Raw genomic sequence first — 15,794 nt, forward strand, 5'->3', positions numbered from 1 at the left:
GACGAAAAGCCATGGCCGAGTTGACAATCTCCGCTGATGACATTCAGAGCGCCGTCGAGGAGTACGTAGGCTCTTTCACCTCCGACACCGCCCGCGAAGAGGTCGGTACCGTCGTCGACGCCGGTGACGGCATCGCCCACGTCGAAGGCCTGCCGTCCGTCATGACCCAGGAGTTGCTCGAGTTCCCCGGCGGCGTGCTCGGCGTGGCGCTCAACCTCGACGAGCACAGCGTCGGCGCGGTGATCCTGGGTGACTTCGAGAAGATCGCAGAGGGCCAGCAGGTCAAGCGCACCGGCGAGGTCCTCTCGGTCCCCGTCGGCGATGCGTTCCTGGGCCGTGTGGTCAACCCGCTGGGCCAGCCGATCGACGGCCAGGGCGACATCGAAACCGACATCCGGCGCGCCCTGGAGATCCAGGCGCCCTCGGTGGTTCAGCGGCAAAGCGTGAAAGAGCCGCTGCAGACCGGGATCAAGGCCATCGACGCGATGACGCCGATCGGCCGCGGCCAGCGCCAGCTGATCATCGGTGACCGCAAGACCGGCAAGACCGCCGTCTGCGTCGACACCATCCTCAACCAGCGGCAGAACTGGGAGACCGGCGACGAGCAAAAGCAGGTGCGCTGCGTGTATGTGGCCATCGGCCAGAAGGGCACCACGATCGCCTCGGTGCGGCGCGCGCTCGAAGAGGGCGGCGCGATGGACTACACCACCATCGTCGCGGCGCCGGCGTCGGACTCCGCCGGGTTCAAATGGCTTGCGCCCTACACCGGTTCGGCGATCGCCCAGCACTGGATGTACGACGGCAAGCACGTGCTGATCGTCTTCGACGACCTGAGCAAGCAGGCCGAGGCCTACCGCGCGATCTCGCTGCTGCTGCGCCGCCCGCCCGGCCGCGAGGCCTACCCGGGTGACGTGTTCTACCTGCACTCAAGGCTTTTGGAGCGTTGCGCCAAGCTTTCCGACGAGCTCGGTGGCGGCTCGTTGACCGGCCTGCCGATCATCGAGACCAAGGCCAACGACATCTCGGCCTACATCCCCACCAACGTCATCTCGATCACCGACGGGCAGTGCTTCCTCGAGTCCGACCTGTTCAACCAGGGTGTGCGGCCGGCCATCAACGTCGGTGTCTCGGTGTCCCGCGTGGGCGGTGCCGCGCAGATCAAGGCGATGAAGGAGGTGGCGGGTTCGCTGCGTTTGGACCTGTCGCAATTCCGCGAACTGGAATCGTTCGCCGCCTTCGCCTCCGACCTCGACGCGACGTCGAAGGCTCAGCTCGACCGCGGTGCACGGCTGGTGGAGCTGCTCAAGCAGCCGCAGTACCAGCCCATGCCCGTTGAGGAGCAAGTGATTTCGATCTTCCTCGGCACCGGTGGTCACCTGGACTCGGTGCCGGTGGAGGACGTCCGGCGCTTCGAAACCGAACTGCTGGACCACATGCGGGCCTCCGAAGAGAAGATCCTGTCGGGGATCCGCGACACCCAGAAGCTCTCCGACGAGGCGGCCGAAGAACTCGAGAAGGTGATCAACAACTTCAAGAAGGGCTTCGCTGCCACCGGTGGGGGATCGGTGGTGCCCGACGAGCACGTCGAGGCGCTCGATGAGGGCGAGCTGGAAAAGGAATCGGTGAAGGTCAAGAAGCCTGCACCCAAGAAGGCAAAGAAGTAGCAACCTATGGCTGCCACACTTCGTGAATTACGCGGACGCATCCGCTCGGCCGGGTCGATCAAAAAGATCACCAAGGCCCAGGAGTTGATCGCGACATCGCGGATCGGTCGGGCGCAGGCTCGGCTGGACTCCGCCAGGCCGTACGCCTTTCAGATCACCGCGATGCTCACCACGCTGGCCGCCGAGGCCGCGCTGGACCACCCGTTGCTCGTCGAGCGGTCCGAGCCGAAGCGTGCGGGCGTGCTGGTGGTGACTTCTGACCGGGGTCTGTGCGGTGCCTACAACGCGAGCATCTTCCGCCGGGCCGAGGAGCTCTTCTCCTTGCTGCGGGAACAGGGCAAGACGCCGGTGCTGTACGCCGTCGGCCGTAAAGCGCTGAATTACTACACGTTCCGCAACTGGGACATCAAAGGGTCCTGGACCGGTTTTTCCGAGCAACCGCAGTACGAGAACGCCGCCGAGATCGCCGAGACGTTGGTCGAAGCATTCATGCTGGGCACCGGCGACGAGGACGACGGTCAGTCTGACGCCGAGGGTGTCGACGAGTTGCACATCGTCTACAGCGAGTTCAAGTCGATGTTGTCGCAGGCGGCGGTCGCCCACCGGATCGCCCCCATGGTGGTCGAATACGTCGAGGAACAGCCCGAAGTGCGGACGTTGTATTCGTTCGAGCCGGACGCGACAACGCTTTTCGAGTCGCTGCTGCCGCGGTACTTGACCACCCGCGTTTACGAGGCGCTGCTCGAATCGGCGGCATCGGAGCTGGCGTCGCGCCAGCGCGCGATGAAGTCGGCCACCGACAACGCAGACGACCTCATCAAGGCCCTGACGCTGATGGCGAACCGCGAGCGGCAGGCCCAGATCACCCAGGAGATTAGCGAAATCGTCGGTGGCGCAAACGCGCTCGCCGACGCCCGCTAGGTAGCACCACTAGGAAGCGAAAGAAAATATGCCTGCTACGACAGCAACCGACGAGAAGTCCACGAAGTCGGCCAAGAGCGACACCAGCGGCCGGGTGGTACGGGTCACCGGGCCGGTCGTCGACGTCGAGTTCCCGCGGGGGTCCGTGCCGGAACTGTTCAACGCGCTGAACGCGGAGATCACGTTCGAGGAACTGGCGAAGACGCTCACGCTCGAGGTCGCCCAGCACCTCGGGGACAACCTGGTGCGCACCATCTCGCTGCAGCCCACCGACGGCCTGGTGCGTGGGGTCGAGGTGACCGACACCGGTCGTTCCATCTCGGTGCCCGTCGGCCAGGAGGTCAAGGGCCACGTGTTCAACGCCCTGGGGCACTGCCTGGACAAGCCGGGCTACGGAGAAGACTTCGAGCACTGGTCGATTCACCGCAAGCCGCCGCCGTTCGAAGAGCTCGAGCCGCGCACCGAGATGCTCGAAACGGGTCTGAAGGTCGTCGACCTGCTCACCCCGTATGTGCGTGGTGGCAAGATCGCGCTGTTCGGTGGTGCGGGCGTGGGCAAGACCGTGCTCATCCAGGAGATGATCAACCGTATTGCCCGTAACTTCGGTGGTACGTCAGTGTTCGCCGGGGTGGGGGAGCGCACCCGTGAGGGCAACGACCTCTGGGTCGAGCTGCAAGAAGCCAACGTGCTCAAGGACACCGCGCTGGTGTTCGGTCAGATGGACGAGCCGCCCGGCACTCGTATGCGGGTGGCGCTCTCCGCGCTGACCATGGCCGAGTGGTTCCGTGACGAGGCCGGCCAGGACGTGTTGTTGTTCATCGACAACATCTTCCGGTTCACTCAGGCCGGTTCGGAGGTGTCGACGCTGCTCGGTCGTATGCCGTCGGCGGTCGGTTACCAGCCCACGCTGGCCGACGAGATGGGTGAGCTGCAGGAGCGCATCACCTCGACCCGTGGCCGGTCGATCACGTCGATGCAGGCGGTCTACGTGCCCGCCGACGACTACACCGACCCGGCGCCGGCGACGACCTTCGCGCACCTGGACGCCACCACCGAGCTGTCGCGTTCGGTGTTCTCCAAGGGCATCTTCCCCGCGGTGGACCCGCTGGCCTCGAGCTCGACGATCCTCGACCCGAGTGTCGTCGGTGACGAGCACTACCGCGTGGCGCAGGAAGTCATCCGAATCCTGCAGCGGTACAAGGACCTTCAGGACATCATCGCGATCCTCGGTATCGACGAGCTGTCCGAAGAGGACAAGCAGCTCGTGCAGCGCGCACGGCGCATCGAGCGGTTCCTGTCGCAGAACATGATGGCGGCCGAGCAGTTCACCGGTCAGCCGGGTTCGACGGTACCGCTGAAGGAGACCATCGAGGCGTTCGACCGCGTGACCAAGGGCGAGTTCGACCACGTGCCCGAGCAGGCCTTCTTCTTGATCGGTGGCCTGGACGACTTGGCCAAGAAAGCAGAGAGCCTTGGCGCCAAGCTCTAACTTGCAGCCGGGCCGAAACCGGCCCGCAAGCTATCGAAGGGGTCTGTGGCATGGCCGAATTGAACGTTGAGATCGTCGCCGTTGACCGAAAGATCTGGTCGGGTGAGGCAACCTTCCTGTTCACCCGCACCACCGTCGGTGAGATCGGCATCATGCCCCGGCACATCCCATTGGTGGCGCAATTGGTCAACGACGCAATGGTGCGCGTCGAACGAGAGGGCGACGACGATCTACGGATCGCGGTGGACGGCGGATTCCTGTCGGTCACCGAGGAGGCGGTGACCATCCTCGCGGAATCCGCCGAGTTCGAGTCGGAAATCGACGAGCACGCGGCCAGAGAGGCTTCTGAGTCGGACGATCCGCGTATTGCCGCCAGGGGGCGCGCCCGATTGCGCGCCGTCGGCGCGATCGACTAACCGCCGATGAGCGCGCCCATGACCGCCATGGTCGTGCTCGTCGTCGTGCTGGCGGCCGCCGTTGTCGCGCTGAGTTATCGGCTGTGGAAGCTGCGTCAGGGCGGCACCGCCGGGATCATGCGAGACATCCCCGCGGTGGGTGGTCACGGGTGGCGACACGGGGTAATCCGTTACCGCGGCGGCGAAGCCGCGTTCTACCGGCTTTCCAGTCTGCGATTGTGGCCGGACCGACGGTTGAGCCGGCGGGGCGTGGAGATCGTGGCCAGGCGCGCGCCGCGCGGCGACGAGTTCGACATCATGACCGACGAGATCGTCGTCATCGAGCTGCGCGATACCACCCAGGACCGCCGGTCCGGCTACGAGATCGCGTTCGACAAGGGCGCGTTGACCGCGTTCCTGTCCTGGCTGGAGTCGCGTCCGTCGCCGCGTTCGCGCCGGCGCAGCATCTAGGCCGCATCACCAAACGTGTTGCCGTTTCGGCTAGCTCGGAGCATCCTTCCCGCCGCCCGGCTTCCAGAGCACATCGCCGTCTGGGTTGGCCACTCGCGACAGGATGAACAGCAGATCCGACAGGCGGTTCAGGTACTTCGCGGGCAGGACGTTGACCTGTTGCGGCGCCGCATCGACCGCCGCCCACGCCGAGCGCTCGGCCCGACGCACCACGGTGCGGGCGACATGCAGCAACGCCGACAACGGCGAACCCCCAGGCAACACAAAGGAATTCAGCTTCGGCAACGACTCGTTATATGTGTCACACCACTTTTCGAGCCGGTCGATGTAGGGCTGGGTGACCCGCAGCGCCGGATACTCGGGGTTTTCGACCACCGGGGTGGACAGATCCGCGCCGGCGTCGAAGAGGTCATTCTGGATCTGGCGCAATACGGCGCTGAGCTCGTCGCCGGGCTGACCGATGGCGACGGCGACGCCGATCGCCGAGTTCGCCTCGTCGCAGTCGGCGTAGGCCACGAGGCGGGGGTCGGTTTTGGGGACCCGCGAGAAGTCGCTCAATCCCGTGGTGCCGTCGTCGCCGGTCCGGGTGTAGATGCGAGTCAGGTGCACTGCCATGAGCAAAACGGTACTGCGGCGCGTAAAGGGGCCGGGACTTGCCTCGAGTGCTCGCTGCTCCGCACTCCGCTGCGCGGTGCGCATCGTCGCCACGTGGCCCCGATGGCTTGGCTCCTCCGCACTCCGCTGCGCGGAGCGCATCGTCACCAAGCTGGCCGACTGACAAGCCGATACCGCTTCACTAGACTGACGCGGATGGCTGAGCGATTCGTGGTGACCGGCGGCAACCGGTTGTCAGGCGAAGTCGCGGTCGGGGGCGCAAAGAACAGTGTGCTCAAGCTCATGGCCGCGACGTTGTTGGCCGAGGGCACCAGCACCATCACCAATTGCCCCGACATCCTCGATGTGCCGCTGATGGCGGAGGTCCTGCGCGGCCTCGGCGCAACCGTCGAACTCGACGGCGACGTCGCCCGAATCACCTCGCCCGACGAGCCGAAATACGATGCCGACTTCGCCGCGGTGCGACAGTTCCGGGCTTCGGTGTGCGTGCTGGGGCCATTGGTCGGTCGGTGCAAGCGCGCCCGCGTCGCACTCCCCGGCGGAGACGCGATCGGCTCGCGGCCGCTGGACATGCACCAGGCCGGCCTGCGCCAGTTGGGCGCGCAATGCAACATCGAGCACGGATGCGTGGTGGCGCAGGCTGATACGTTGCGCGGCGCGGAGATTCAGTTGGAATTTCCGTCGGTGGGGGCCACCGAGAACATCCTGATGGCCGCGGTCGTGGCCGAAGGCGTCACCACCATCCACAATGCTGCGCGCGAACCCGACGTCGTCGATCTGTGCACGATGCTGAACCAGATGGGCGCCCAGGTCGAAGGCGCCGGTTCGCCGACCATGACCATCACCGGCGTCCCGCGGCTACACCCCACCGAACATCGCGTCATCGGGGATCGCATCGTCGCCGCCACGTGGGGCATCGCCGCCGCGATGACCCGCGGAGATATCTCGGTCACCGGCGTCGACCCGGGGCACCTGCAGGTGGTGCTGCACAAGCTGCACGACGCCGGCGCCACGGTCACCCAAACGGAAAGCAGCTTCCGGGTGACCCAGTACGAGCGGCCGAAGGCGGTCAACGTGGCGACGCTGCCTTTTCCCGGGTTTCCCACCGACCTGCAGCCCATGGCGATCGCGCTGGCCTCGATCGCCGACGGCACGTCGATGATCACCGAGAACGTATTCGAGGCGCGCTTTCGTTTCGTCGAGGAAATGATTCGGCTGGGCGCCGACGCCCGCACCGACGGGCACCACGCCGTCGTGCGCGGACTGCCGCAATTGTCGAGCGCGCCGGTGTGGTGTTCGGACATTCGGGCCGGCGCCGGCCTGGTGTTGGCGGGGCTTGTCGCCGACGGCGACACCGAGGTCCACGACGTCTTTCACATCGATCGCGGCTACCCGTTGTTCGTGGAAAACCTGGCGATTTTGGGAGCGGAGATCGAGCGGGTAGAGTAACCAAAGTCAGTGCCCCACAAGCGCGATCACCAACGCGAAGGTGGACGAGAGCGGGGCCTTGACTCCCTCGCTGGATTGGTACTAGCCTGGCACGGCTGCTCCCGACACGGTCTCTGGAAGACCAAAAACTGGGAGTTGACTCCACTGCCGGACTTGTATTAAGCTGGCAGGGTTGCCCCAAAACGGGCGAAACAAGTGTTGTTTGAGAACTCAATAGTGTGTTTGGTCTTTTTATTTGTTGTTGTTTTTTGGCCATACCTAACACCCCCCGTGTGTGGGTATGGCAATTTTTGATGCCAGTTTTTGGTGTCTTTTTGTTAGGTCAGATTTTCTCTGATTGTGAATTCGCCTCGTTCATCGAGGAGTTTTTGTTTGGAGAGTTTGATCCTGGCTCAGGACGAACGCTGGCGGCGTGCTTAACACATGCAAGTCGAACGGAAAGGCCCCTTCGGGGGTACTCGAGTGGCGAACGGGTGAGTAACACGTGGGCAATCTGCCCTGCACTTCGGGATAAGCCTGGGAAACTGGGTCTAATACCGGATAGGACCTTTAGACGCATGTCTTTTGGTGGAAAGCTTTTGCGGTGTGGGATGGGCCCGCGGCCTATCAGCTTGTTGGTGGGGTGACGGCCTACCAAGGCGACGACGGGTAGCCGGCCTGAGAGGGTGTCCGGCCACACTGGGACTGAGATACGGCCCAGACTCCTACGGGAGGCAGCAGTGGGGAATATTGCACAATGGGCGCAAGCCTGATGCAGCGACGCCGCGTGGGGGATGACGGCCTTCGGGTTGTAAACCTCTTTCACCATCGACGAAGGTTCGGGTTTTCTCGGATTGACGGTAGGTGGAGAAGAAGCACCGGCCAACTACGTGCCAGCAGCCGCGGTAATACGTAGGGTGCGAGCGTTGTCCGGAATTACTGGGCGTAAAGAGCTCGTAGGTGGTTTGTCGCGTTGTTCGTGAAATCTCACGGCTTAACTGTGAGCGTGCGGGCGATACGGGCAGACTAGAGTACTGCAGGGGAGACTGGAATTCCTGGTGTAGCGGTGGAATGCGCAGATATCAGGAGGAACACCGGTGGCGAAGGCGGGTCTCTGGGCAGTAACTGACGCTGAGGAGCGAAAGCGTGGGGAGCGAACAGGATTAGATACCCTGGTAGTCCACGCCGTAAACGGTGGGTACTAGGTGTGGGTTTCCTTCCTTGGGATCCGTGCCGTAGCTAACGCATTAAGTACCCCGCCTGGGGAGTACGGCCGCAAGGCTAAAACTCAAAGGAATTGACGGGGGCCCGCACAAGCGGCGGAGCATGTGGATTAATTCGATGCAACGCGAAGAACCTTACCTGGGTTTGACATGCACAGGACGCGTCTAGAGATAGGCGTTCCCTTGTGGCCTGTGTGCAGGTGGTGCATGGCTGTCGTCAGCTCGTGTCGTGAGATGTTGGGTTAAGTCCCGCAACGAGCGCAACCCTTGTCTCATGTTGCCAGCGGGTAATGCCGGGGACTCGTGAGAGACTGCCGGGGTCAACTCGGAGGAAGGTGGGGATGACGTCAAGTCATCATGCCCCTTATGTCCAGGGCTTCACACATGCTACAATGGCCGGTACAAAGGGCTGCGATGCCGCAAGGTTAAGCGAATCCTTTTAAAGCCGGTCTCAGTTCGGATTGGGGTCTGCAACTCGACCCCATGAAGTCGGAGTCGCTAGTAATCGCAGATCAGCAACGCTGCGGTGAATACGTTCCCGGGCCTTGTACACACCGCCCGTCACGTCATGAAAGTCGGTAACACCCGAAGCCAGTGGCCTAACCCTTTGGGAGGGAGCTGTCGAAGGTGGGATCGGCGATTGGGACGAAGTCGTAACAAGGTAGCCGTACCGGAAGGTGCGGCTGGATCACCTCCTTTCTAAGGAGCACCACGAAAAGCACTCCAATTGGTGGGGTGCGAGCCGTGAGGGGTTCTCGTCTGTAGTGGATGGGAGCCGGGTGCACAACAGCAAATGATTGCCAGACACACTATTGGGCCCTGAGACAACACTCGGTCGATCCGTGTGGAGTCCCTCCATCTTGGTGGTGGGGTGTGGTGTTTGAGTATTGGATAGTGGTTGCGAGCATCTAGATGAGCGCATAGTCCTTGTGGCTGATGCGTTTATCAAAATGTGTAATTTCTTTTTTGGTTTTTGTGTGTAAGTAAGTGTTTAAGGGCGCATGGTGGATGCCTTGGCATCGAGAGCCGATGAAGGACGTAGGAGGCTGCGATATGCCTCGGGGAGCTGCCAACCGAGCATTGATCCGAGGATTTCCGAATGGGGAAACCCAGCACGAGTGATGTCGTGTTACCCGCATCTGAATATATAGGGTGCGGGAGGGAACGCGGGGAAGTGAAACATCTCAGTACCCGTAGGAGAAGAAAACAATTGTGATTCCGTAAGTAGTGGCGAGCGAACGCGGAACAGGCTAAACCGCACGCATGTGATACCGGGTAGGGGTTGTGTGTGCGGGGTTGTGGGAGGATACATCTCAGCTCTACCTGGCTGAGGGGTAGTCAGAAAGTGTCGTGGCTAGCGGAAGTGGCCTGGGATGGTCTGCCGTAGACGGTGAGAGCCCGGTACGCGAAAACCCGTCACCTACCTTGTATCAATTCCCGAGTAGCAGCGGGCCCGTGGAATCTGCTGTGAATCTGCCGGGACCACCCGGTAAGCCTAAATACTTCTCGATGACCGATAGCGGATTAGTACCGTGAGGGAATGGTGAAAAGTACCCCGGGAGGGGAGTGAAATAGTACCTGAAACCGTGTGCCTACAATCCGTCAGAGCCTCCTTGTGGGGTGATGGCGTGCCTTTTGAAGAATGAGCCTGCGAGTCAGGGACACGTCGCGAGGTTAACCCGTGCGGGGTAGCCGCAGCGAAAGCGAGTCTGAATAGGGCGCATCCCCTTTGGGGTGTAGTGGCGTGTTCTGGACCCGAAGCGGAGTGATCTACCCATGGCCAGGGTGAAGCGCGGGTAAGACCGCGTGGAGGCCCGAACCCACTTAGGTTGAAGACTGAGGGGATGAGCTGTGGGTAGGGGTGAAAGGCCAATCAAACTCCGTGATAGCTGGTTCTCCCCGAAATGCATTTAGGTGCAGCGTTACGTGGTTCACCACGGAGGTAGAGCTACTGGATGGCCGATGGGCCCTACTAGGTTACTGACGTCAGCCAAACTCCGAATGCCGTGGTGTAAAGCGTGGCAGTGAGACGGCGGGGGATAAGCTCCGTACGTCGAAAGGGAAACAGCCCAGATCGCCGGCTAAGGCCCCTAAGCGTGTGCTAAGTGGAAAAGGATGTGCAGTCGCAGAGACAACCAGGAGGTTGGCTTAGAAGCAGCCACCCTTGAAAGAGTGCGTAATAGCTCACTGGTCAAGTGATTGTGCGCCGATAATGTAGCGGGGCTCAAGCACACCGCCGAAGCCGCGGCACATTCACCGTACGGTGGATGTGGGTAGGGGAGCGTCCCTCATTCAGCGAAGCCTCCGGGTGACCGGTGGTGGAGGATGGGGGAGTGAGAATGCAGGCATGAGTAGCGATAAGGCAAGTGAGAACCTTGCCCGCCGTAAGACCAAGGGTTCCTGGGCCAGGCCAGTCCGCCCAGGGTGAGTCGGGACCTAAGGCGAGGCCGACAGGCGTAGTCGATGGACAACGGGTTGATATTCCCGTACCCGTGTATGGGCGTCCCTGATGAATCAGCGGTACTAACCACCCAAAACCGGATCGACCATTCCCCTTCGGGGGCATGGAGTTTCGGGGCTGCGTGGGACCTTCGCTGGTAGTAGTCAAGCAATGGGGTGACGCAGGAAGGTAGCCGTACCAGTCAGTGGTAATACTGGGGCAAGCCTGTAGGGAGAGCGATAGGCAAATCCGTCGCTCATTAATCCTGAGAGGTGATGCATAGCCGATTGAGGTGAATTCGGTGATCCTCTGCTGCCAAGAAAAGCCTCTAGCGAGCACATACACGGCCCGTACCCCAAACCAACACAGGTGGTCAGGTAGAGAATACCAAGGCGTACGAGATAACTATGGTTAAGGAACTCGGCAAAATGCCCCCGTAACTTCGGGAGAAGGGGGGCCGGAATACCGTGAACACCCTTGCGGTGGGAGCGGGATTCGGCCGCAGAAACCAGTGGGTAGCGACTGTTTACTAAAAACACAGGTCCGTGCGAAGTCGCAAGACGATGTATACGGACTGACGCCTGCCCGGTGCTGGAAGGTTAAGAGGACCCGTTAACCGTAAGGTGAAGCGGAGAATTTAAGCCCCAGTAAACGGCGGTGGTAACTATAACCATCCTAAGGTAGCGAAATTCCTTGTCGGGTAAGTTCCGACCTGCACGAATGGCGTAACGACTTCCCAACTGTCTCAACCATAGACTCGGCGAAATTGCACTACGAGTAAAGATGCTCGTTACGCGCGGCAGGACGAAAAGACCCCGGGACCTTCACTACAACTTGGTATTGGTGTTCGGTACGGTTTGTGTAGGATAGGTGGGAGACTGTGAAATACAGACGCCAGTTTGTATGGAGTCGTTGTTGAAATACCACTCTGATCGTATTGGACACCTAACGTCGAACCCTTATCGGGTTCACGGACAGTGCCTGGCGGGTAGTTTAACTGGGGCGGTTGCCTCCTAAAATGTAACGGAGGCGCCCAAAGGTTCCCTCAACCTGGACGGCAATCAGGTGACGAGTGTAAGTGCACAAGGGAGCTTGACTGCGAGACTTACAAGTCAAGCAGGGACGAAAGTCGGGACTAGTGATCCGGCACCCCCGAGTGGAAGGGGTGTCGCTCAACGGATAAAAGGTACCCCGGGGATAACAGGCTGATCTTCCCCAAGAGTCCATATCGACGGGATGGTTTGGCACCTCGATGTCGGCTCGTCGCATCCTGGGGCTGGAGCAGGTCCCAAGGGTTGGGCTGTTCGCCCATTAAAGCGGCACGCGAGCTGGGTTTAGAACGTCGTGAGACAGTTCGGTCTCTATCCGCCGCGCGCGTCAGAAACTTGAGGAAACCTGTCCCTAGTACGAGAGGACCGGGACGGACGAACCTCTGGTATACCAGTTGTTCCACCAGGAGCACGGCTGGATAGCCACGTTCGGACAGGATAACCGCTGAAAGCATCTAAGCGGGAAACCTTCTCCAAGATCAGGTTTCTCACCCTTTTAGAGGGATAAGGCCCCCCGCAGACTACGGGTTCGATAGGCCAGACCTGGAAGCTCAGTAATGAGTGCAGGGAACTGGCACTAACCGGCCGAAAACTTACCAACACACAATCGCAACCACAGTCCATTTCCGCGGCAATTTGCTGCGGAAAGCTTCGACACCGCACCCCTCCACCAAACAAATTTAAATAGAGTTACGGCGGCCACAGCGACAGGGAAACGCCCGGTCCCATTCCGAACCCGGAAGCTAAGCCTGTCAGCGCCGATGATACTGCCCCTACGGGTGGAAAAGTAGGACACCGCCGAACATACACAAAAACACCCCCGGCAACGGGGGTGTTTTTGCATTTGCGCCCAAAACCATTGGGGCGCCGGCATTTATAGACATATGTCGACGCGCGCGAGGGATCGCAGTGTGCGGTTTGCCTTGGCCGGCGACACGGGGTGCGCGGTGGGCGGACCACCGCGCAGCATCCGAACCTCCGTCGCCACACCGCGTGTCGACGTGCGCACGCAGCGCCCGTCTGGTCGATCGAACGTCGTTGCCCTGAACCGGGTCTCGACCAAACTACGAGGTGTCGCCGTCCGGCTATCCGGCAAACGGAGGGCGCGCCATCACCGTCGGACGGATCCCGTAGCGCGGGCCAGTGCCGGCCGAACTTCCGCCGACACCCGCCAGCGGCATCCCGCCCAACAGGTTTCCGGGCCCTGACGTGTCCGGGGTGGTGATGAAGCGGCTGACCGGAATTGATGATGCCCCAGAAGGGACCGCCGGGGTCGCGGCAGACCAGGTGGGCGGCACGGACAACCCACCGACCGGTGCTGCAGAAGCCAGGCTTGCCGATATGGCGCCCCCACCACCCGTGAGGCCGCGCAGCGACGCGCCAACGGTGGGCAGGGCCGCGGCAGCCTTGGCTCCCTCGCTGGCCGCCTTGGCGGCAGGCGCCAAACCCTTTGAGAGCGAGAGGAAATGGGTCGACATCCCGGTAACGCGATACATCATCGCGAGCGTGTTCTGCGCGGGGCTGGCGTATTCGGCCCACATGTCGAACACGGGATTCTGTTCGAGCACCTCGGTGATCGGCGGCGGCGGCGTGTTCGCCGCGGGCGACGCGAGCGCCTGCAGCGTGGGCGGTACCGAGGACAGCAGCTGCGCCTGCGTCGACTCTGCGCCGGCCGAGGTGCCGGCCGCCTGGGCGACCGAGGCGGCTTGCATGGCCTCGCCGGCCGGATTGGTGGTCTCCGTCGGCCGGGTGAACGGCGTCACTTGGGTCACCGGTGCGGCCTGGCCGGCGTACCCGTACATCGCGGTGGCGTCTTGCGCCCACATTTCGGCGTACTGCGCCTCGAGTTGCACGATCAGCGGCGTGTTTTGGCCCAGCACGTTGGTCGACACCGCCTGGGCGAGCTGGGTGCGGTTGGCTTCGATCAAAGGCGGGGGCACCGTGGCGGCAAACGCGGCTTCGTAAGCGCCCGTCGCGGCCCTGGCCGAGATGGCGGCCTGTTCGGCCTGCACGGCGGTGGTGCGCATCCACGTCACATAGGGTTTGGCAGCCTCGGCCATTTGTGCCGACGCGGGACCCATCCACTCTTCGCTGACCAGTTGCGTGATGATCGTGTCGTAGTCATTGGCTGCGGAATCCAACTCCGCGGCCAGCATGTTCCACGCCCATGCCGCGGCCATCATCGACGACGGGCCGGGGCCGGAATACATGCGCCCAGAATGGATCTCCGGGGGTAACGCTCCGAAATCCAGCATGTATCGCCCTCCTCAGCTGGACGCGGCGGCGTTGATGGCTTCGGTTGCCGCATACGAACCGGCGCCGAAGTGCAACATCCTCACGAAGCTGTCGTGAATCACCGTGGCCTGGGCGCAGACGGTCTGATACATCTGGGCGTGCGTGGCGAATTGGGCGGCAACCAGCACCGAGACCTCATCGGTCGCCGCGGGAACCACTCCCATCGTCGGCGCCGATGCCGCTGCATTCTGTGCGGCCAGCGCCGCGCCGATGGCAGCCAGGTTCTGGGCTGCGGCGGATAACGCTTCCGGCTGGGTGGTCACGAAGGACACGGTGAATTCTCTCCTCGCTGGTTCCGGTTTCAACGGTGTTGAACGGCCGCTAAAAGCCGCTCCTCCGCGAGGTTAAGTGCTGCGCGCCCAATAGTGTATGGGCCAAGACAAATGTTCATCTTCAGCTAGATTCAGTTCAGATTCGTGAACTATGACGTACATATATGTTCCTACGATCACATATGTGTACAAACGCCCACTCATGAAACACAGCCGCCGCGGCCGAAGAACGGCATCGCGTTCGTGACTCCCTCGCCGACGGTGTCGGCTGCGCCGGACGGTACCCGCGCACCAGTATCTGACCACAGTTTCGGGCGGCGTTGGTGTGCGTGTGACAGCCGTCGAAAAGACGAGGGGACCCATTAGTGGATTACGGGGCGCTTCCGCCGGAGATCAACTCCGGGCGGATGTACGTCGGCGCGGGTTCGGGGCCGATGCTGGCGGCCGCCGCAGCCTGGGACGGGTTGGCCATCGATCTGTACACCACGGCAGCCTCCTACAGTTCGTTGATCGCCGAACTCACGGGCGTGTGGGTGGGTCCGGCGTCGGCGACGATGGCCACCGCCTCGGCCCCGTACACGGCGTGGCTGACCGCGACCGCCGCACAGGCTGAGCAGACGGCCATCCAGGCGAAGGCCGCCGCGGGCGCCTATGAGGCGGCGTTCGCGATGACGGTTCCGCCACCGGTGATCGCGGCGAACCGCGCGCAACTGATGACGTTGATCGCAACGAACTTCTTTGGTCAGAACCTGCCGGCGATTGCTGCCACCGAAGCCCACTACGCCGAAATGTGGGCCCAGGACGCAGCCGCGATGTACGCCTACGCCGCGGCGTCGGCCGGCGCCTCAACGTTGACCGCGTTCGACCAGCCGCCGTCCACCACCAACCCGGCGGGGCAAGGGGGTCAAGCCGCGGCGGTCGCCCACGCGGCCGAAACAGCCGCCGAGACAAGCGCCCAGCCCGGTACGTCCTCGGGGCTGGCAAACTCCGGCTTAGCCGCCGGCGGAGCGGTGGAGGGATCCGCCGGGACAACCGGATCGTCCGCGTCGGAGTCCTGGAAGAAGTGGACAGGACTGTATACCAACCACCTTGGTATGGCCTACAACCACCTGGGCGACTGGGAGCACATGATGAAGATCTGGGAAGGCGTGGTGCCGGCCGCCGCCGACAGCAAAGGCCTGGCGGCCGCCGCCACCTTGCGCGGTATGGGTGGAACGCTGGGCGGTGGCCCGATGCCCTCGGGCGCGTCCTCGACGGTCTCGGCGGGTCTGGGCAGGGCGGCCACGGTGGGCCACTTGTCGGTGCCGCAGAGTTGGGCCGCCGCGGCTCCCGCGACAAGCGCGGAAACAGCGCCGCCAGCGGTCAGCAGCGTCGGCGCCGGCCCCGAAGCCAAGGGAAGCGGGTTGCTCCGCGGCATACCGCTGTCCGGCACGGGCCGGGGGGCCGGGGGCAAGATCGTCGGACAGCGGTACGGGTTCCGTCCGATGGTCGTGGCACGGCACGTGGTGGGCGGATAAACGCTCAGGTTGCCG

The 15,794-nt window shown here is 62.6% G+C and carries 10 protein-coding genes and 3 rRNA genes; 10 read left to right on the top strand and 3 right to left on the bottom strand.

Features of this window, described 5'->3' with window-relative positions; translation table 11 throughout:
- Window positions 1-11: 11 nt before the first annotated feature.
- Genes atpA through AC0KS4_RS04740 form a run of 5 tightly spaced genes read left to right on the top strand, consistent with a single transcriptional unit; the run spans window position 12 to window position 4,940 of the window.
- On the top strand, window positions 12-1,664 hold the full coding sequence (gene atpA / locus AC0KS4_RS04720; protein WP_225326710.1) for a F0F1 ATP synthase subunit alpha: 1,653 nt from the start codon (window positions 12-14) through the stop codon (window positions 1,662-1,664).
- Between the two features lie 6 nt (window positions 1,665-1,670).
- On the top strand, window positions 1,671-2,585 hold the full coding sequence (locus tag AC0KS4_RS04725) for a F0F1 ATP synthase subunit gamma (protein ID WP_225326709.1): 915 nt from the start codon (window positions 1,671-1,673) through the stop codon (window positions 2,583-2,585).
- A 28-nt stretch (window positions 2,586-2,613) separates the two neighbouring features.
- Window positions 2,614-4,074 (top strand): F0F1 ATP synthase subunit beta, encoded by a 1,461-nt coding sequence (atpD, locus tag AC0KS4_RS04730; protein ID WP_225326708.1) that lies wholly within the window; start codon window positions 2,614-2,616, stop codon window positions 4,072-4,074.
- 50 nt (window positions 4,075-4,124) lie between these two features.
- Entirely contained in the window at window positions 4,125-4,490 is a 366-nt protein-coding gene (locus AC0KS4_RS04735) for a F0F1 ATP synthase subunit epsilon (protein WP_238958053.1), read from the top strand.
- Between the two features lie 6 nt (window positions 4,491-4,496).
- A complete protein-coding gene (locus tag AC0KS4_RS04740; protein WP_225326706.1) occupies window positions 4,497-4,940 on the top strand; it encodes a DUF2550 domain-containing protein in 444 nt (147 codons plus the stop codon).
- A gap of 30 nt (window positions 4,941-4,970) precedes the next feature.
- On the opposite strand, the gene AC0KS4_RS04745 is transcribed toward AC0KS4_RS04740, so the two are convergent.
- Window positions 4,971-5,555 carry a cob(I)yrinic acid a,c-diamide adenosyltransferase gene (locus AC0KS4_RS04745; protein WP_225326705.1) on the bottom strand — a complete coding sequence of 195 codons (585 nt, stop codon included), beginning with the start codon at window positions 5,553-5,555 and terminating at the stop codon, window positions 4,971-4,973.
- A 195-nt stretch (window positions 5,556-5,750) separates the two neighbouring features.
- Here AC0KS4_RS04745 and murA point away from each other — a divergent pair, with 195 nt between their 5' ends.
- From murA to rrf, 4 genes are all read left to right on the top strand, one after another.
- Window positions 5,751-7,004, top strand: a complete 1,254-nt coding sequence (gene murA / locus AC0KS4_RS04750) for a UDP-N-acetylglucosamine 1-carboxyvinyltransferase (RefSeq protein WP_238958052.1) — start codon at window positions 5,751-5,753, stop codon at window positions 7,002-7,004.
- A gap of 369 nt (window positions 7,005-7,373) precedes the next feature.
- Window positions 7,374-8,905, top strand: a 16S ribosomal RNA gene (locus tag AC0KS4_RS04755).
- A gap of 282 nt (window positions 8,906-9,187) precedes the next feature.
- Window positions 9,188-12,296 (top strand): 23S ribosomal RNA (locus AC0KS4_RS04760).
- Between the two features lie 90 nt (window positions 12,297-12,386).
- A 5S ribosomal RNA gene (gene rrf, locus AC0KS4_RS04765) occupies window positions 12,387-12,499 on the top strand.
- The 16S, 23S and 5S rRNA genes sit together here, the layout of an rRNA operon.
- 281 nt (window positions 12,500-12,780) lie before the next feature.
- On the opposite strand, the gene AC0KS4_RS04770 is transcribed toward rrf, so the two are convergent.
- Window positions 12,781-13,950, bottom strand: coding sequence for a PPE family protein (locus tag AC0KS4_RS04770; RefSeq protein ID WP_275254638.1), 1,170 nt, complete (start codon window positions 13,948-13,950; stop codon window positions 12,781-12,783).
- 12 nt (window positions 13,951-13,962) lie between these two features.
- The gene (locus AC0KS4_RS04775) at window positions 13,963-14,262 is read right to left on the bottom strand and encodes a PE family protein (RefSeq protein ID WP_225326703.1); all 300 of its coding nucleotides are present in this window, start codon (window positions 14,260-14,262) and stop codon (window positions 13,963-13,965) included.
- 365 nt (window positions 14,263-14,627) lie between these two features.
- Between AC0KS4_RS04775 and AC0KS4_RS04780 the strand changes: the two genes are divergently transcribed.
- Entirely contained in the window at window positions 14,628-15,779 is a 1,152-nt protein-coding gene (locus AC0KS4_RS04780) for a PPE family protein (RefSeq protein WP_238957429.1), read from the top strand.
- The last annotated feature ends 15 nt before the right edge of the window (window positions 15,780-15,794 follow it).

The sequence above is a fragment of the Mycobacterium sp. NTMscope_MAC_12 genome, assembly GCF_976985675.1.